19 protein-coding genes are annotated in these 18,041 nt (G+C 65.1%); 13 read left to right on the top strand and 6 right to left on the bottom strand.

Features of this window, described 5'->3' with window-relative positions:
* Positions 1-379: 379 nt before the first annotated feature.
* From F3H13_RS08155 to F3H13_RS08145, 3 genes are read left to right on the top strand one after another with little or no spacing between them, the layout of a single operon-like run.
* A complete protein-coding gene (locus tag F3H13_RS08155) occupies positions 380-736 on the top strand; it encodes an ArsR/SmtB family transcription factor (RefSeq protein WP_149798541.1) in 357 nt (118 codons plus the stop codon).
* Positions 733-1,092 (top strand): hypothetical protein, encoded by a 360-nt coding sequence (locus F3H13_RS08150; RefSeq protein ID WP_223174394.1) that lies wholly within the window; start codon positions 733-735, stop codon positions 1,090-1,092. Before F3H13_RS08155 ends, F3H13_RS08150 begins: the two co-directional genes overlap by 4 nt.
* Positions 1,089-1,361 (top strand): DUF7521 family protein, encoded by a 273-nt coding sequence (locus F3H13_RS08145; protein ID WP_149798540.1) that lies wholly within the window; start codon positions 1,089-1,091, stop codon positions 1,359-1,361. Before F3H13_RS08150 ends, F3H13_RS08145 begins: the two co-directional genes overlap by 4 nt.
* Before the next feature lie 52 nt (positions 1,362-1,413).
* Here F3H13_RS08145 and F3H13_RS08140 read toward each other — a convergent pair whose 3' ends face one another.
* A complete protein-coding gene (locus tag F3H13_RS08140; protein ID WP_188128029.1) occupies positions 1,414-2,064 on the bottom strand; it encodes a CPBP family intramembrane glutamic endopeptidase in 651 nt (216 codons plus the stop codon).
* An 85-nt stretch (positions 2,065-2,149) separates the two neighbouring features.
* Here F3H13_RS08140 and F3H13_RS16520 point away from each other — a divergent pair, with 85 nt between their 5' ends.
* Complete coding sequence (locus F3H13_RS16520) at positions 2,150-2,278, top strand: hypothetical protein (protein WP_262488594.1); 129 nt, start codon at positions 2,150-2,152, stop codon at positions 2,276-2,278.
* Between the two features lie 242 nt (positions 2,279-2,520).
* Here the strand turns inward: F3H13_RS16520 and F3H13_RS08135 are convergent, their stop codons facing one another.
* The gene (locus F3H13_RS08135; protein WP_149798538.1) at positions 2,521-3,516 is read right to left on the bottom strand and encodes a CPBP family intramembrane glutamic endopeptidase; all 996 of its coding nucleotides are present in this window, start codon (positions 3,514-3,516) and stop codon (positions 2,521-2,523) included.
* Between the two features lie 268 nt (positions 3,517-3,784).
* Here F3H13_RS08135 and F3H13_RS08130 point away from each other — a divergent pair, with 268 nt between their 5' ends.
* From F3H13_RS08130 to F3H13_RS08115, 4 genes are all read left to right on the top strand, one after another.
* Entirely contained in the window at positions 3,785-4,471 is a 687-nt protein-coding gene (locus tag F3H13_RS08130; protein WP_188128028.1) for a sensor domain-containing protein, read from the top strand.
* Complete coding sequence (locus F3H13_RS08125; RefSeq protein ID WP_149798537.1) at positions 4,464-5,357, top strand: DUF4097 family beta strand repeat-containing protein; 894 nt, start codon at positions 4,464-4,466, stop codon at positions 5,355-5,357. The genes F3H13_RS08130 and F3H13_RS08125 overlap by 8 nt, the downstream gene beginning before the upstream one ends.
* A 72-nt stretch (positions 5,358-5,429) precedes the next feature.
* Positions 5,430-6,179: a sensor domain-containing protein gene (locus F3H13_RS08120; protein ID WP_149798536.1), complete on the top strand. Its 750-nt coding sequence runs from the start codon at positions 5,430-5,432 to the stop codon at positions 6,177-6,179.
* Positions 6,180-6,272: 93 nt separating this feature from the next.
* The gene (locus F3H13_RS08115) at positions 6,273-10,739 is read left to right on the top strand and encodes a PAS domain S-box protein (RefSeq protein ID WP_149798535.1); all 4,467 of its coding nucleotides are present in this window, start codon (positions 6,273-6,275) and stop codon (positions 10,737-10,739) included.
* 49 nt (positions 10,740-10,788) lie between these two features.
* Here F3H13_RS08115 and F3H13_RS08110 read toward each other — a convergent pair whose 3' ends face one another.
* On the bottom strand, positions 10,789-11,169 hold the full coding sequence (locus tag F3H13_RS08110) for an ArsR/SmtB family transcription factor (protein WP_149798534.1): 381 nt from the start codon (positions 11,167-11,169) through the stop codon (positions 10,789-10,791).
* 565 nt (positions 11,170-11,734) lie between these two features.
* Here F3H13_RS08110 and F3H13_RS08105 point away from each other — a divergent pair.
* The 3 genes from F3H13_RS08105 to F3H13_RS08095 all read left to right on the top strand — a co-directional run bounded on the left by F3H13_RS08105 (position 11,735) and on the right by F3H13_RS08095 (position 13,556).
* Positions 11,735-12,613 carry a Rossmann-fold NAD(P)-binding domain-containing protein gene (locus tag F3H13_RS08105; protein ID WP_223174393.1) on the top strand — a complete coding sequence of 293 codons (879 nt, stop codon included), beginning with the start codon at positions 11,735-11,737 and terminating at the stop codon, positions 12,611-12,613.
* Positions 12,614-12,713: 100 nt separating this feature from the next.
* A complete protein-coding gene (locus F3H13_RS08100) occupies positions 12,714-13,118 on the top strand; it encodes an ArsR/SmtB family transcription factor (RefSeq protein ID WP_149798532.1) in 405 nt (134 codons plus the stop codon).
* A 108-nt stretch (positions 13,119-13,226) separates the two neighbouring features.
* Complete coding sequence (locus tag F3H13_RS08095) at positions 13,227-13,556, top strand: ArsR/SmtB family transcription factor (protein WP_149798531.1); 330 nt, start codon at positions 13,227-13,229, stop codon at positions 13,554-13,556.
* A gap of 57 nt (positions 13,557-13,613) precedes the next feature.
* On the opposite strand, the gene F3H13_RS16645 is transcribed toward F3H13_RS08095, so the two are convergent.
* The 3 genes from F3H13_RS16645 to F3H13_RS08080 form a co-directional block, all read right to left on the bottom strand.
* Positions 13,614-14,084, bottom strand: a complete 471-nt coding sequence (locus tag F3H13_RS16645; RefSeq protein ID WP_149798560.1) for a cytochrome P450 — start codon at positions 14,082-14,084, stop codon at positions 13,614-13,616.
* A 454-nt stretch (positions 14,085-14,538) separates the two neighbouring features.
* The gene (locus F3H13_RS08085) at positions 14,539-14,817 is read right to left on the bottom strand and encodes a DUF7553 family protein (protein WP_004598964.1); all 279 of its coding nucleotides are present in this window, start codon (positions 14,815-14,817) and stop codon (positions 14,539-14,541) included.
* A 72-nt stretch (positions 14,818-14,889) separates the two neighbouring features.
* Positions 14,890-15,846 carry an alpha/beta fold hydrolase gene (locus tag F3H13_RS08080; RefSeq protein WP_149798530.1) on the bottom strand — a complete coding sequence of 319 codons (957 nt, stop codon included), beginning with the start codon at positions 15,844-15,846 and terminating at the stop codon, positions 14,890-14,892.
* A gap of 159 nt (positions 15,847-16,005) precedes the next feature.
* Between F3H13_RS08080 and F3H13_RS08075 the strand changes: the two genes are divergently transcribed.
* Positions 16,006-17,598, top strand: a complete 1,593-nt coding sequence (locus F3H13_RS08075) for a sulfatase-like hydrolase/transferase (RefSeq protein ID WP_149798529.1) — start codon at positions 16,006-16,008, stop codon at positions 17,596-17,598.
* Complete coding sequence (locus F3H13_RS08070) at positions 17,598-18,020, top strand: GtrA family protein (RefSeq protein WP_149798528.1); 423 nt, start codon at positions 17,598-17,600, stop codon at positions 18,018-18,020. The genes F3H13_RS08075 and F3H13_RS08070 overlap by 1 nt, the downstream gene beginning before the upstream one ends.
* Positions 18,021-18,041 lie beyond the last annotated feature (21 nt).

Genomic DNA, 18,041 nt, shown 5'->3' with positions numbered 1-18,041 from the left:
GAACAGATCGAAGGAGGGCCGAAACGGCAGGGGGGAGCAACCGATGGGACCGAGCGGGGGAGAGCGATCCCACCGGGGCAGGGGTTTAGGGGGGCGACCGAGCAACCGGATATTATGACAACCGCCTCCGGTCGGCGGCTACGTGTTCATTGTGACGAAAGCATCATGAAAGGTATTCCACTGTCTCAGTATGAGAAACACGACGGGGGTGTTCGTACCTGAGAGTATGCTCCCGAAGCGACTCCAGGCCCTTTCAGAAACATCTTAGATGAAAATCTAAGACTAATATCTACGATTTTGAACGGTGTTTTGAGGGGATCTTCTGAGAAAGCCCGTCGGGTCGGGAGTGTTAAGTTACGTCCAAATAACTCCCCGGCGGATGGTCCCCGAGCCGGTGGTCGATACCCCCGAAGTGTACTCGTTGCTTGACGACGAGTACGCCAGACAGATCCTCATCGAAACGTATGAGGAAACGCGTTCGGCGAGTGCACTCTGTAAGGCTTGTGACGCGTCGGAGGCAACAGTCTATCGCCGGCTTGAACGGCTCCAACAGCAGGAGCTCGTCGAGAGCGTCCAAGAAATTGACCCCAACGAAGGCCCTCAAGAGGTGTATGCCGCACGCCTCGATCACGTCTCGATCGATCTGACCGCAGCGGGCTTCGAGGTCGACGTCGAGTACGTCGACGAAACGGCCGCCGACCGACTGACCAGACTGTACGAGGAACTCTCCGGATGACGCCTATCCATCTCACCGTGGCAGAACTCGTCGAGGCCGAGCAGTCGGCGCTCCCCGCACAGGTCGAGCTCGTCGGCGATAACGCCGCGCTGGCGGCCGTCACGATCGTTGCGTTCTTCCTTTCTGTTGTCCTCGCAGCGTTTGTCACGTACCGCTTCGCGCGCGGCTACCTGCGGACGCGTCGGCGCCCGCTGTTGTACCTCACGGTCGGGCTGCTGTTGTTGGCTCCGCTCCCGATGTTCCTCCGGTTGGCGTTCGGTAACATCGAATCGGTGACGGGAACCGAGCGGCGGATTCTGGTGACGGCGAGCAAGTTCTGTGGGCTGCTCGTCATCCTCGGGGTGGTGTATCGATGACATTGTCCGTAATCGCGACGGCAGGGGGCGTTGCGACCGCCTGTCTCGGGGCGTACGTCGGGTATCTCGCGTACGACGGTCACCGTCGCAACGAGAGCCGGACGATGCTGCTGCTGGCGGTCGGCGTCGTGTGTATCGCCGTGGTACCGTACGGGATCAGTTACGTCCTGACACCGCTGTTTTCGCTCTCAGACGCGGTGACCGTCCTCAGCGTCACGGTCGCCCATTTAGCGGGACTCGGGGCGTTGGCGCGGTCGGTGACCTCTTAACAGTGGAGACTCGGAAATTCCGCGGTTGCGAAAAGGGATATGGTCACCGATATCACTGGCGACGCCCGGGTATCAGTGGTGTCGGCTGCGACGCTGCGAGGTATTCCCTTCCGTAGTAGAGCGTCAATACGAGCGGGACGACCAAGAGGAACCCGAGTTGTCCGAGTTCACCGACGGTTTGGGCCCACGACGGTGCGGTGTCCGCGATCTGAAGCGGTGACGGAGCGTTGATCATCGCGTGGAACAGCATGACGAACAGGAGCCCGCCGCTCGTGCCGTTGTATATCCACGCCATGGCGACGGAGAACACGGGGAGACCGATCAGGAACCCGACGAACGCACCGGCGCCGTACCCCGCTCCCGTGCCGCCGTAGACGAGCGGGAAATGCCAGAGCGCCCAGACGAGGCCGATCAGCAGCGCCGCAGTGAGCGCGGACCATCGCTCTTGGAGTCGGGGCTGTGCGAATCCCCGCCATCCGAACTCCTCGAGCGCGCCGGCGACCACGAGCGTGACCGCGAACTGTGACAGGAACTCGAGGACCGTAATCTCGGCCGCCGTCACCGGTGCGCCCGCGATCCACGCGAGAACTCGCGACCCGTCGGTGAGGAGCAGGGGCGTCGCAAGCGCGATCAGATACCATCGCAGTCGGGTGGTTCGCGGATCGATCTGGGCCGCCCACTCTCGGACGGAATCGCCGGACACGGCAGTCACGACGACGGCTCCAACGAGTGGCCCCCACGCGAACACGACTTGGGCGAGTTGTGTCGCAGCCAAACCGAGCGGCTGAATGAGCAGAACGAACGCGCCCCACGACCACGCGAACGTCAGTGCGATGAACGCGATCAGCTGGTACCGATCGACGAACGCAGCCACCCTGCTATCGCGCTCCTCGACCGACGAGTGCTGTGAACGGTGACGCATCTGTACGAGGACACCAGGTCATCGCTACGCGAGCGACCCCATCAAAATGGGGGAAGATCAAACGCTGTTTTGACCTTTCAGGCCCTTACCCGGTCAGCGGGTGGGCCTGAGAATAGGCTTCTGTTGTTGCCGGGTGCTCGCGAGCCCCTCGTGTTCACCGGTGAAAAATACCCCCCGGCGCTTACAGATACAAGTCACCTACGGGGTTACAGAAAATCGGGCAGAAATCCTCGTGCTTTAGCGCGGGGAGGATGTCAAGTCCGTACTATTCGCGACACGGTTGGCGACCTCCTCTCTTATCGTGATTTCTCCACGGCTGAGGTACAACCAAACCATCAGACAAATACTGCCGACCAGCACTTTGCCGGCGGCCAGTGTGTACTGACTTACTCCGTACGAGACCTGTCCCAGAGCAGGTGCCAGCAGCGTGGTTTCTGCTGGCTGTAGAACGACTGCTGGCCAGAGGTTGTGCCCGAGATGGAGGCCAAACGGGATCGATAATGAGCCTGTCAGCACGTAACTGCCACCCCATAGTATCCCGAGCAGCGTGCTCGTAACCACGAGCTGTACGGATCTCCCTTCGGTACCACCGCCCCCCTGCGCGATAACGTGGCTGACTCCGAATAGGACGCTGCTGGTAAGGAGCGCAAGCACGACCGACGACCGTTGCGACCCGCGCCGGGCCGTCAGCCCTTCGGCGAAGTTCTTCAGCATCACGCCGCGGAACGCGATCTCCTCGAACCCGACCTGACACAGGAACGCGAACACGGCGACGGCGATACCAAGCATAACGACGCTGAGAGAGTCTGCGGGAAACGGAGAGGTTGCCGTTAGTTCGGCCCCACCGAATCGGATGAGAACTGCCGTGGGAACCGCGTACGTGAGAGCGCCGATACCGAGCCCGACCACCAAATCAACTAGTTGCTCGCGGGAAGCGGCGATACCGTACGCTGAAACCGAGCGCTTGTCGAGTCGTGTGGCCAAGAAGAGTGCAAAGACGATTCCAATGGCCGAGACTACCCCGAGAAGCGTAAACTCGAGCAGCGAGGCAGAGACGGTACTGAGTTCAGAGATATCGAGTACACTACGGATAGCCAAAAATATCCCCGAGAGCAACACGAGCTGTATTCCGAAGCTCAGGCCCCAGGGAACGACACCTCGCCACGTCGCTCTTACACGCGTGTCCGCTTCGCCGGTCGTCACGCGCCCTATCGCTTCTGGTATGGATATCATGCCCGGCTGTTTGTTCGAACAAAATTTCAGTTTGCGTCTACTGTTTCAGCGACAGAAACAGCCGCTAAGGCAGACCACCTCCAGAGAACTGTGGTAAAAATCGTTCATCGCTCCCGATTTCACCTGCTTGGAGGGGACAAACCGGGCCTCAACCCCGGTTCAGCACAGTAGGAGCCTCCAATCTCATACTTATATTTTTGGGAGCGTTGCCCGAACTGTAGCGCTCAGTTCCTTATACGTGGGTCTCGCCACAAGATTGAGTCGCAACATGAGCGAACCCGCTTGGTCCCCAAGCTCACCGATCGACGCGCTTGCGCAGTTCATCGGTGTGCCGTTTCAGCGGCAGACGTATCGCAACCTCGCGTACCTCCTGTTAGCGTTCCCGCTCGGGATCGCGTACTTCACCGTGATCACGACCGGGCTCTCGACCGGCCTCAGCCTCGTGGTGACGCTGCTCGGCGTCCCGATCATCGTCGGGACGCTCGCGGTGACGCTCGGTATCGGTTCCTTCGAGGCCCGGTTGGCTGGGTGGCTCCTCAACGTCGACGTCGATCGGTCGGCCCCGGACGTCGAGTTGGCGTTCGGATCGGTCGACGAGGTCATCGAGACGACGAAACGCGTCGTCAAGACCCCGGCGACGTGGACCGGACTGCTGCTCGTCGGGCTGAAGTTCGTGTTCGGCGTCGTCGCCTTCACTGCCGTCGTCACCGCGGGCGCGATGTCGGTGACGCTACTGTCCCTACCGATATTTTACGACGCGGCTGGCGTGACCTACACGGTCGGGCCGTACGTCGTCGACACGCTGGCCGAGGCGGTGGTCGGCGCCGGCTGTGGCGTCGTCCTCCTCCTCGTATCGCTCCACGTCCTCAACGGGCTCGCCCGCTTCGGCGGCTTCCTCACGAACGCGCTACTTGGCGGCTCCACAACCGCCGTGACGGGTGATTCCGATGTTTAACCGCGACACTGACGGCCCCGTTTCGCGCCGGCGGGTCCTCGGTGCGGCCGGCGCCGGGATCGCGAGCGCGCTCGCCGGCTGCGGGTCGGTCGTACAGATCGAACGCGACGGAACGACCGACGAGCGGATCGTCGACGCACCGGCGGACGCAACGCTCTCAGTCGTCGATGCGACGGACGCGATTGCCTTCACCGCGGAGCAGCGCGATGACATCAAACTCATCGCCGAGAAGGAGGCGTTCGGCGGGGTTTCACTCGACGAGTTACGCGTCGATGTGGAGGAAACTGCCGACCGCGTCGAGATCACCACCGACAAGCCGGACGTCGTCGGTCTCGGCGGAGCGAGCGTGTCGCTGGAACTGTACGTGCCCGAACGGATGGCCGTCGATCGGCTCCAGACCACCGACGGGGCGGTGACGGCACGGCGCGTCCCGGACGGCGCGGTACTCCAGAGCCGGGACGGCGCGATTCAGATCACCGACGCCCGAGGCGAGATCTCCGCGGAGACGAACGACGGGGACATCGCCGTCAACGGGACGGGCGGCACGCTCTCGGCGGTAACGCAGGACGGGTCGATACAGGTTCGGGACCCGGCGCGTGTCGCCGAGATCAGCACCCGAGACGGGGACGTCATGACAGACGTTCCTGCCGTGGCGGATGACGCTGAGATAGAGTCGTCTGACGGCGACCTCCTCCTCCGGATAGGAGAGACGCTCGACACGGTGCTCACGGTGGGCACGGCCGACGGCGAGATACTCGTCAGCGACGTGGCCCCCGGAGTTCAGATCCAGCGCCAGAGTGACTCCGAACTGGAGGCGGTCGTCGGCGACGGGACCACGCCGCTTCGGGCGCACACCAACGACGGAGATGTCATGCTTCGGGCCTGACCGGCGCCGAAACGGTCGGGGTCGACACGAGGCGAGAGTATTATACCGGAAGACAATCCAAACGTACCGTTAATGGCCCTCTCAGACCCGGTATCGAACGTCTCGACCACCCTCCTGTCTGTTCGACAGCTGTTGTTGGTTCCGTTCCGACTCCGGACGTACGGGGTGGTCCTGTATCTCGCCCTCGCGTTTCCGCTCGGAATCGGGTACTTCGTCGGCGCTGTCGTCGGACTGTCGCTCGGTATCAGCCTGTCGGTGTTCCTGGTCGGCCTGCCGATTCTCGCGGCGACTGTCGGCGGCGTCGTGCTCGTCGCCGCTGGTGAACGAGTGATGGCGCGACGACTGCTCGGCGCCAACATCCCCGCACCATCGTGGGGGCTCTCGGAAGCGTCTCGACTGCGCGACCAGGTGCTGACGGTGCTGACGAATCCCGTTCTGTGGGGGTCGCTTATTTTCGTCCTCTCCAAACTGGCTGTCGGCGTCGCCGCGTTCACGATTGTTGTGGTCGTCCTCTCGCTCGGACTGTCGCTGCTCGGAGCGCCACTGTACTACGATATGCCCGGTGCCTCGGTCGGGCTCTTCCTGCCTGAACCGATTCAGCGGGAGCTCTCGCTCGTCGTCCCTTGGGAACAGTTCGAGGTCGGGATCTCGTTCATCGTACGTCTCACGTCGTGGGAAGTCTCGACGCTTCCCGGAGCGCTGCTGCTGTCGGTACTCGGAGCGTTCGTTCTGCTACTCGGGCTAAACGTCCTGACGGCAGGGGGATGGATCTGCGCGCGCTGGGCGGAGTTAACGCTCAGTCCCGGTAACGCGGGGGAGTGACACGCAGCGAGCGGAGGCGGTCACGGCGACGTTTCAATTGGCAACAATTTTTGTATACCGAGCGAACATATTGCCCAACTCGGTTTCGCGTCAATGAGCAACGTCTCACAGCAGTACCGGATCGGTGTCGTCGGAGACGCCGCGGTCGGGAACCCCCTCCGTTCGGTCGATCCCGACGCCTTCTCCGTAGAGGTGGTGTCGCTGTCGCCGTCCCCCGATACCGGCCGGCTTTCCGACATCGACTCCGTCGTCGTTCAGCAGGGCCTCGCGTCGGCGTCGTGGGAGTCGGTTATCGACCGGCTCGCGGACGCGGTATCGCGGCCTCCCGTCGTCGCGGTTACCGCGGAGACGGGCGCCGTCGAGACGGCGATCCGGGCCGGTGCGACGGCCTATATCCCGCGGTCGCTCGTCTCGACGAGCCCGAGGGTGGCGGCTGAGCGGCTGAAAACGATCGCTGATCGGAAACGGGCGCGTGAGCGTAGCGCGTCGAACGGCGAGATGACGGCGCCAGAGCAGAGGGAGAGCGAGCGCCGCAGTCGGGACTACGAGCAGATATTCGACGGCGTGAACGACGCCATCGTCGTGTTCGACCCGGAAAATCGAGAGTTCGCAGACGTCAACGAGTCCTACCACCAGCTACTCGGGTACGACGACATCGAGACGATCCGCGAACTCGGAATCGACGGCCTCAGCGTCTCGGAAGAGGGATACACGGCAGACAGAGGCTGGGAGCTCATCGAGGAGGCCGCGGAGACCGGCGACTCAGTGACGGTCGAGTGGCGCGGGCAGACCCGGAGCGGAGAGCAACTGTGGCTGGAAGCGACGTTGGCGCCGGCGACGATCGGTGGCAACTCCCGAGTGCTCTCTATTCAACGGGATATTACACAGCAAAAACGACGCGAACGGGAGTACGAACAGATATTCAACGGGGTAAATGACGCAATCGCCGTCCATGACCCGAAGACTGGGGAACTGCTGAGAGTCAATGAGACGTTGTGTTCGATAACGGGGTACGACCGCGAGACGCTCTTAGAACGGGGTGCGGAGGGAATTACGGTCGCGGCCGAATCGTTTGCTCCCGATCGGATACCGCGGGTTATCGAGCGAGTCGCGGACGGAGAAGACGTCGAACCGTACGAGCAAGCCGTCGAGACGGCGGACGGCGAGCGTCGGTGGCTAGAGATTAATCCGACGAGCGCGGTTATCGACGGCGAGGAGCGGTTCCTCGCAATCTCGCGAGATATCACTGAGCGGCGGCGACGGCAACGGCGCCTCGAGGCCGAGCGGGACCGGCGCTCCGTCCTCTTCGAGAACACGCCTGACCCGATCATGGCCGTCGAGTTTATCGACGGTGAGCCGTACATCACCGAGGTCAACTCGGCGTTTGAAACCGATTTCGGCGTCAACAGCGAGATGGCGACCGACAGACCGATCGCCGACGTGGTCGTCCCGGACTCTGAACGGGAGGGGTACGAGGCGATCCGCCGCCGGGTTATCGACGGCGATCCCGTGGAGACGGAAGTCCGGCGGGAGTCGGCCGACGGGATCCGAGACTTCCTGCTTCGCGTGCTGCCGTTCGAGGTAGACGATCGACGGCATGCGTACGTCTGGTACACCGATATCACGGAGCGGAAGCGCCGGGAACGGACCATCGAGGAGGAACGGGAGAAGTACTCGACGCTGGTCGAGCAGAGCACCGACGGCGTCGTCGTCGTCAGAGACGGCGAATACGTCTTCGTCAACGAGCAGTTCGCGGCGATGACGGGCAGAGCGGAGTCAGAACTTCTCGGACTACCGTTCCAACGGGTGTTCACTGAGGAGTACCGCGATCTGGTCACGGAACGCTACCGCCGACGGGTGGCGGGAGAGACGCCGCCGAACAAGTACGATCTCGAGGTAGAACGACCCGACGGAACGCGGCTGACCTTAGAAACGTCGGTGTCGCGTATTCAGCACGAGGGCGCGCCGGCGACTCTGGCGACGCTTCGGGACGTGACCGAGCGCCGCCAGCGGGAACGGGCGGTCGAGCAGCTTCAGGCGGCCACCGAACGCCTCCAAGGCGCGGAAACGGCGGACGCGGTGTACGAGATCGCCGTCGAAACGGCCAGTGACGTGCTCGACTTACCGATGGCAGCGTGTTGGCGTCTCGACGACGATCGGCAACGACTGGAGTACGTTGCCGGAACGGAGCCCGCCGAGGAGATGCCGATCGGTCCCGTCTCATTCGGGCCCGGTGACCACGAGTACCGGCTCTTCGAGCGTGGGGAGGCGACGACGTATGATCCCAGCCAACATCGCGACCACAACCCGCTGACAGCCGCGGTCCTCGTCCCACTGGCCAACCGGGGACTGCTGGCAGCGGGACACGAACACCGAGACGAGTACGCGTCGTACTTCGTGGACATTATGCAGGTACTGGCCGGCCATGTCGCCGGTGCGCTAGAGCGTGTCGCGAACTCCCAGCAGCTTCGAGAGAACCAACGCCGACTTGAGGCCATCGTCGACCGTATCGACGAGACCATCTTCCTCGCACCGGCCGCCGAACTGACGGAGCCGGAGCCCGCCCCGGACTTCGTCAGTTCCGGATATGACCAGATCTGGGGGCGATCGCTCGACGAAATCCAACGGACACACGAAGAGGGGTTCTTCGAGACGCTCCACCCCGACGACTACGAGGATTACATAGCGTTCATCGAGCGCGTGAGCGACGCCGCCGCGCGGGGCGACGCGGACCAGCGGTACACGACAGAGTTCCGTATAGAACGGCCCGACGGAGAGAGAAGATGGGTCCGCTCAGACTTCTATCCGACCGAGTGGGAGGGTGGGCCGCCGCGAGTCGTCGTCGTGAGCCGCGACGTCACGCAGCAGAAAGAACGCGAGCGGTCATTGGAGTCGTTCCACGACGCGACCGCGGAGCTGACCACGGCCGAAACCGTGACCGAGGCCGGTACCGTTGCGGCCGAAGCTGCGGCAGCGGTGTTTAATATGCCAACGACCGCCGTCTACCACTACGGATCGGCGGCCGGAGAGCTCGAGCCGGTGGCAACGGGCCCGAAGGCGCCGCCCGCGAGCGAGTTAGACCCGGTAACGGCCGCCGATACCGCAGTCTGGGAGGTGTTCGTCGACGAAACTATACGGCACGTGGAAACAGAGGCGGCACCCGTGCTTGACATCGAGAGTGACGAGACCGTGTTGTTGGTCCCGCTCGGCGGGAACGGCATCCTCGCCGTGTGGAGGTCCGATAAGGCGTTTGATACGGAGGCCGCGAGCATTGTCGCCGCGACACTCGAGGCCGCACTGAATCGGCTTCACGGAGAGCGCAAACTGGCAGACAGACGTGAAGAGTTGGCGAAACAGACGGCGCGTGCCGAACGCTTGGAATCTATCACAGAGGTAACGAGCCGTGTCGAGGCCGCAATTACGACTCGCTCCTCCCAAGAGGGGATTCAGGAGGCCGTCTGTGAAGAGCTGGTGGAGACGGGCCCGTTTACCGCAGCGTGGGTCGCCACGGCCGAGATAGGAACTGACCGACTGACGCCTCGAGCGGTCGTCGGCACGACGCGCGAACACGTTGAAAAAGCCCTCGGGGGCGACCGTGATCGATCGGACCCCCATCCGGCGAGAGACGCGTGGCGACAGAGCGAGCCGCGCGTCGTGACCGATCCCGCTGCGGGGGGTCGCCGGAGCGACTGGCGGCGTGACCTGTTGCGTGCGGGATCGGGCGCGGTCTGTGCGGTGCCGCTCGCGTACGACGGTATCACCTATGGCGTGTTGACCGTCATCGCCGACGAGACCGACGCGTTCGGCGACCGGGAGAGAGATATCCTCTCACAGCTTGGCACCTCGATCGGGTACGCGATCACCGCTATCGAACGGCGTCGCGCGTTGGAGTCTGACGACACGCTGGAACTGGAGTTCCAGGGGAGCGATACGGACCTCCCGTTCGCTCGGCTCGCCCGGGAGTTCGAGTGTCCGGTCCGGCTCGAACGGACGGTCCGGCGGCAAAACGAGTCGATAAGCGTCTACTACGCGCTCGAGTCGGATCCACCGTCGAATATCGAGGAACGGGCCGACGAGCTACTCCCCGGAACGGTCTCCGTCGTGTCACGTGGCGGGGGGCAGACCGTCCTCGAACGTCGCGGCTCGTCGTGGTTCGGGTCCCAGATTCCGGAGTACGGGGGCGTCGTTCGTCACAGCCGAGCGACGCCGGAGACCGTCAAACTGATCGTCGAACTTCCGCGAGAAGCGGACACTCGCACGATCGTCGATCGCATTACGGACTCGTTCCCGGCGTTCGAACTCACCGCCCAACGCCAGCATCGCCAGACCGATCGCACCCCCGGAGGGATCCGAAGCCGGCTCGAAGAGCGGTTGAGCGAGCGGCAGCACGAGGCTCTCGAGACGGGTCACGCGATGGGGTATTTCAACTGGCCCCGCGACAGCAGCGGGGAGGCCGTGGCGGACGCGCTCGGAATCACGCAGCCGACGGTGAACAAGCACATCCGCCTCGGCGAGCGTAAGGTGTTCGACCTGCTGTTCGGCGACACGGAGTCGGGGTAAGTGGCTCGCGTGGTCGCCTCGCTCCGGCTCATCTCGACCCGAGCGACGGTTAGTCGATGTCCCGGCCGGAGGGATCGAGGTAGCCGGCGAATCCGTCCTCACTCAGGTCGAACGAGACGGCGGAAACCACGAGGTGGAACTCCTTTCGGTGGTTACCGTCCGAGGCAACCCGCAGCCGATCGTCGACGAGGCCGGCGTCGGCTAAGCGGTTGAGACGCCGGTATACGGTCGGACGTGACATCCCACAGTCCTCGGCTAGCGCCCGCGCGGGCTTCGGCTCCTGCTCGAGTGACGTGAGAATGTCGCACGTGTACTCGTCTCCGAACAGGGCGAATAACTCTTCCGCCGAGGCCTCCGGGGCGCCGTTCGCGTCGGTACCGGGAGTGTCTGCTTTTTCATCCGGGTCGGCCGGTATGGAGTGCGCCGTCATAAGACACTAGAACGACGTCGCATCACCCAAGCGTACTGGCAGTCTGAACTGATTGGGACGGAGTGACGGGGCTATTCATATTACGGAAGTGCGAGGAGAAAGCCCCGTGCTTTAGCGCGGGGAGGATGTCAACCGTCACCCTCTCATTGACAGAAACAGCGGTCGCCGATTTAGGGAGGCCGTCGTCCATCGACCGGTATATGCTGTCGTCCAGTCGATCTGCGTGCCGTACCGGTCCGAGCGATCGGATGCTTCGATCCCTGTGTGACCGGCAATGAAGACCGGAGAGGAACGGTCGACGCGAACACCGCCCGTCGTCACGCCGCGGTACGACGACGCCGTCTCTGGCACACACCGCACTCAAGAGCATGAGATCCTGATAGCCGACACCGGCCTCGCAGCGCTCGTCACGGCGGGACTGCTGGACCGAGCCGGGTTCGATCCGCTGGTCGCTCCGTCGCCGAGCGACCGGTCACCGCCGCGCGTCACCGTCGTTTGGGAGCCCGGGTTGCGCGTCCTGGAACGGTTGGGGCTCCGGAGGTCGGTGGAACGGCGTGGTACCCGGGTGACTGAGCTCGGTCGGCCCGGCAGCGAGAAGTCTTGGGAGGCGGACGCGTCGAGCGAGATCGCACTGGTCGCCGTCGGCCGAGACCAGCTACGGGCCCTCCTCGATCAGGCCGTCCGGAGCCGTGCTCGAGAGACCGACCGAGTCGTGACGGCACTCGAGTCGGCCGCATCGGGGGTCAGGGCGACCTTCGATCACGAAGAGACAGAGTCGTTCGACGTCGCGGTGACGGCGGATCGGTCCCTCAGCGCCGACCATGCGCCGGAACCCGACGGGCGGGTCCACACGTGGAAATGTCACCAGCTCGAAACGACGGCGAAAGCGACCGAGTCGTGGGGCGCCTCGGCGGCCGCGTTCGCGACTCCGACCGGTGACAGCACCTCCCTGCGGCTGGTTACGACGGCGGAGACCCCCGCTCGCGCGGCCGTATCGGTCGACGACATCGTCGATCGGTTCAGCCACCTCGGTCCGCCGACCGCTGACCTCGGACGGGCGCTCAGAGATAGCGGATTCGAGTACCGGCGGGTACGTCTCGCCGCGCCGGCGTCCGTAGCGACCGGCCGGATCGGGCTCGTCGGGCCGTCCGCGCGGACGGCCCTCCCCGGAACGCATCTCGGGCCCAGCACGGACATCGAAACGGCCTGGGCGCTCGCGACGGCGCTCGCGAACGCGTCAGGTATAAACGAGGCGCTCTCGGCGTACGAGCGGCGTCGGCGGGATCTCTCGGGTAGGTTCCGGACCTGGCTCGACGATGAAAGTATGTCCGATCCGGTGCTGTCCCCGGAGTTCCGACTCCTGTTTTCCGCTCGGCGACTCGCGTTCAGTCATGTGACCGGAACCGCCCGTTCAGTTAAATACGCAATCGACGCGGATCGTTGACAGCGTCTCTCACAGCTATCTGAATAGCCCCGTCTGGCGGTCACCGGTAGTACACGTAGCCAGCAGGGCTAGGGGGGGAGAGCGACAACGGTGTGGTACGATGGCGACGACTGCCGATGTGGCTACCGAACCGTCACCGGACGGTGAGAGTATGTCCGCGGGAGAGTCCGACAGGTGTCGGAAGGCCGGTTCCGCCCCGAGGCTGCTCGAACTGTTAGACAACGAGCACACGCGGAATATACTGAAAGCGCTCTGTCGGGGGCCCCAGCGCGGACGAGACCTCATAGACACATGCGAGGCGTCGCGGGCGACGATCTATCGTCGGCTTGACCGGCTCGAAGCTGTCGGGCTCGTCGCGACCGGGCTGTACGTCGACCCCGACGGACACCACTGTGAAACGTACCGATTGCGGCTAGATCGGCTTCGCGTGGCGGTCGAGTCGGGCACGGTGTCGGTCACGGTACGGTCGACGACCGAGAACGACGGTACCCACAGCGACCAATGACGAAGACAGGCGCAGTCTCTGGCTCAGAAGCCCTGGATCGATTTTTATGCAAATCGTGCCCGTCACGACCACCCAAGCCGATGGTGACCGACCATCCGAGACGTGACAATGAATAGTGTGCTACCGCGACAGCCGCCGGTCGACCACGCACCGCGAGAGCGGGTACAACTCTCCGTCACTGGCGAGGAGTCCGCGACAATCTGTGAGTTGCTATCCTCGACGACGGCACGGCAAATCGTCGCCGCACTCAAGGAAGGCCCCAAACCGGCCTCCGAGATCGCTACGGCGGTCGGGACATCGCTCCAGAACACGAGCTATCACCTCGACCGCCTCGTCGAAGGGGACCTCGTCGAGCCCACCGAGACGTGGTACTCGAAGAAGGGCCGAGAGATGACCGTCTACGCCCTCAGAACCCACGAAGTCGTGATTCGATTCTGAGACGAGCAAGCGCTCAGTTCGTCCCGCTCGGCCGCAGTTCGAGGCGACCATCGATCGCTAACCGTCGTCGACGGCTCCCAGGCTAGGGGGCCTCGGTTGGCGACCGCGGACTGAGACGCGCGTCAATCTCGGTCGCCGGCCGGACGGTCGAGCCGATGTCGGCGCCGACCTCGCAGATATCGTGTCGACCCGACAGCGGTGGACGAACGTCGCGAGCGCGATCTCCGGGCGCCGACAGATCTCGTATAGCGGCCACGTGAGCGCCGTCGCGCTTGTCTCGTGGCCGGCGAACAGGACCCTCGCCAGCTGACTCCGAATTTCGTTCTCGCTCGGCCCGTCGGGACCGGTCGCCGCCCGCAACAGCGACAGGAGGTCTTCGCCGTCGGCGGTCGACTCCCGCTCGGCGAGGAGCTCATCAACGACGGACTCGAGTCGGGAGATACCGTGGTGATACCGTTGATTGCCGGGCGGAGGGAGCCACTCCGGAACGGCGACGCAACCCGGCGTGTCGCTGCTGCGTTCCCGGATGGCCCGGGCACCAGCCCGGCCGCCTCTCGGCGGTCATCCGTTTCGATACCCAACAGCGTCTTGCCGAGGACGTGAAGCGTATACTCGGCCGTGGCATCGGCGACGTCGACGGGGCCGTCAGCACCACACCACTCGTCGGCCGCCGCGGCCGCGTACGCCCCCATCGTCTCGGCATACGTTTCGATCCGCTCGCGATAGAACAGTGGCTGAGGCCATGACCGCTGTTGCTGCCATCGCTCGCCGTCGGTCAACAGCAACCCGTCTCCGAGGATGTCGACGCCACCAGCACTATCTGGCTTCCCATATTATCGAACTCCTCAACGAGGACCTGTTCAATCTGATCGGGATGGAGGACTGCGGCCATCTCGGCAGTAGCGATGTCGAACCGAGCGATACCGCCGTGGCTGGCAACATCCTCAGAAGTCGTTCGCGGCGCGACTACTCCGTGACGCGATTACTCCGCGGCGGCGTCTTTGCCGCGGTACTCGGCGACGCGCTTCCGGGCGGACGCGACCGCCTCCCGGGCCTCGCCCTCGGCGCGCTCTTCGAGCTCCTTTAAGTCCGCCTGAAGCTTGTCCAGCCGCGAGGGCTCCGGTTCCGGCTCCTCGTCCTCCCGACCGACGAGCTCCTTCACGCGGGCCTCCACCGGCTCTAACTCCTCGACCACGCCCGCCTTCGCGTGTTCCGCCGCTCGACCGAGGTAGTACCGCGCGTCCTCGAAGTGTTTGCTCATATCTGTCCTTTGGTCGAGGGCAGATATAATCTTTGTGGCGGCGCGGCGGGGACAGTATTCGATCCCGCCGGCTCACTCCCGCGCGCCCGGCGGCAGCGGGTCCGCGTGGTCTGCGATCGCCTCGGCGACGCGGTGCGGGTGTTCGTGGACGACCCAGTGTGTCGCGTCGTCGATCGCGAGCAGCCGCCCGTCGGCGCAGCGCTCGACGCTCTCGTTGGCCAGCCGACGCGCGAGGAACCGGTCCCTGCCGCCCCAGATCACGAGCGTGGGGACGGCCACCTCCGTCTTCGCCGGCTCGGGGCGGTCGCGGACGATCGCCCGGTACCAGTTCACCATCGCCTCGAACGCGCCGTCGCGGTCCCACGCCTGTCGGTACCGCCGCAGGTCCTCGTCGGTGAACGTGCCGGGCGCGCTCGTGTCGCGTAACGCGTTGGTCGCGAGCCGCCAGTTCCCCGCGCTCGCGACCGCCTCGGGCAGCTTCGGCAGCTGGAACGCGAGCATGTACCAGCTCTTGAGCCGCTGGTCCCACGAACTCCGGAGCGCCTCCTCGAAGACGCTCGGGTGCGGGACGTTGACCGCGACCAGCTCCGAGACGCGGTCCTCGTGATGGAGCGCGAGCCACCACGCCACCGCCGCGCCCCAGTCGTGGCCCGCGACGGCCGCCGTCTCGCGGTCATAGGCGTCGATCAGGCCGACGACGTCGCGCGCGAGTTCGCCGATCCGGTAGTCGCGCACCGCCGGCGGCTTCGCGGAGCAGTTGTAGCCGCGCTGGTCGGGAACGACGACGCGGTAGCCCGCGTTCGCGAGCGGCGCAATCGCTTCGTTCCAGCCGTACCAGAACTCGGGGAAGCCGTGGAGCAGGACGAGGAGCTTCCCGTCCTCGGGGCCGGCCTCGACGACGTGGAGCGGCACGCCGTTCGCCTCTATCGCGCGGGACCGACCCGGAACCGACTCGGGGATCTCGTCGTCCGGGATCGGTTCCGGCAGCGCCGCCTCGTCGACCGGTCGGCCCGTGGGCGCGTCGTCCATACCGGTCACGTGCGTCGGCACCGCCAAATAGGTACGCTCGCCGGGGGATGCCGGGGATCGAAATCCTCAAGCCGCTGGCAACCGCCGTTCCGGGTATATTCGCGAATTCCGGCGTCCGCCCGCGGTGAGCGCGTTCTCCCGGGGTTCGCACCGTACCCTATGACATCCGATTCGTCGACCCCTTCAGCCGCTGACGCAAACGCGTCGAGCGATGACGCGTCCGTCTCCAACGTCGTCCTCGTCACGGTGGACTCGCTGCGCGCGGACGCCGTCTCCCCGTACGACCCCGAGCGCCGCTCGCCCGTCATCGACGGCCTCGCCGACGGCGGGACCGTGTTCGACCACGCCTTTGCGACCGGCAACTGGACGCCGTTCTCGTTCCCCTCGATCCTCGCCTCGGAGCCGGTGTTCGCCAGGACGGGCGACATCGGTGTCGACGAGTCGGTGACGCTCGCCGAGGTGCTCTCCGACGCCGGGATCGCGACCGGCGGGTTCAACGCCGCGAACGGCTTCCTCACCGACCACTGGGGGTATCCCGACGGGTTCGACGAGTTCGAGCCGTTCGTCACGAGCGTCGGCTCCAGCGTCTACAGCCGATATCTGGCCGCGCACCCGACCGTCGAGGCGTGGATCCAGCTCGCGACCTCGCCGATCCGGCGGCTGGGCTCGAAGCTCCGCGGCGATAGCGACGACCGCCCGTTCCTTGACGCCTCGCGCATGTTCGACGTCGAGGACGCCGCGACCGGCTTCGTCGACAAGACCGACGAGCCGTTCTTCCTGTGGGTCCACTACATGGACACCCACACCCCGTACGTCCCCGCGCCGCGGTACATCCGCGAGGTGTCGGACGGCCTCGTCGGCACCCATCAGATGCTCCACGCGCACGCCCGGACGAGCCTCGGCCTCGAAGTCGGCGAGCGGACCCTCCGCGAGCTCCGGACGCTGTACCAGGCGACGGTGCGGCAGGTCGACGCCAGCATCGGCCGGCTGCTCGACTCCTTGGACGCCGCCGGCGTCGCCGACGACACCGCGGTGCTGCTCGCGGGCGACCACGGCGAGGAGTTCCAGGAACACGGTCACCTCGCCCACTACCCGAAGCTGTACGACGAGCTGATCCACGTCCCCTTCCTGGCCGACGTGCCCGGGCTCGACGGCGGGCGCGTCGACGGCCACGTCGGGCTCGACGCCATCCCGCCGACGGTCGCCGACCTGCTCGGCGTCGACCCGGCCCCCGAGTGGCACGGCGAGTCGCTCGTGCCGGCGCTCGCTGGCGACGGGGCTTCGCCCGAAACCGCCGACGCCGAGGGCGCAGCGTCCGAAACCGCCGCCGTCGATGACGCCGGGTCCGAAACCGACGACGTCGACGACGGCACGAGCGTCCCCGACGACCCCGTCGTCTCGGTGACCGTCCGCGGCGAGGAGGTGACCCAGCAGCCGATCCCCCGGTCGCTGTCCGACGGCGACCTGTTCATTAGCGCGCGCGACGACGACTGGACGTACATTGAGAACGTCGACGCCGGGGAGCGGGAGTTATACCACCGCCCCGCCGACCCCACCCAACAGGAGAACCTCGCGGTCGACCCGAACGAGGAGGAACAGGCGGTCATCGACCGGTTCGCGCCGGTCGTCGACGCCCACGCGGAGCTGCTCCGTGAGCGCGGCGCCGCGGCCGAAGCGGCCGCGGCCGAGCGCGGCGAGGAGGAGGTCGACGAAGACCTCGAGGCTCGCCTCGAAGCGCTCGGGTATAAGTGATGATTCGATCGGTCCTTCGCGACCTCGCGAGCGGGCCGATCGCGGTTCAGATGCGCCGGTTCCTCGTCGTGGGCGCGCTCACCGCGGGGCTCCAGCTGGCGCTGCTGTGGCTGTTCGTCGACGTCGCCGGGCTGAACTACATCATCGGCGCAACGATCGCTATCGAGATAACGATCATCTGTTCGTACGTCCTCAACAACGCGTGGACGTTCCGCGCGAGTCAGAACACGGGCGTCTCCGAGTACTTCGCCGGACTGCTGAAGACGAACCTCGTCCGCGGCACCGCGATCCCGATCCAGCTCGGCGTGCTCGCCGCGCTCGTCGAGTGGGGCGGGGTGATGTACCTGATCGCGAACGTGATCGCGATCGTCGTCAGCGGCCTCTACCGCTTCGTGCTCGACTCGCAGTGGACGTGGGGGTGACAGCGTCGGGGTGACACGGCC

This window comes from Halorubrum xinjiangense (genome assembly GCF_900102375.1).
Classification (GTDB): Archaea; Halobacteriota; Halobacteria; order Halobacteriales; family Haloferacaceae; genus Halorubrum; species Halorubrum xinjiangense.
Note: the sequence above shows the minus strand (reverse complement) of the source record. Positions and strands in the feature narration are given on the sequence as shown.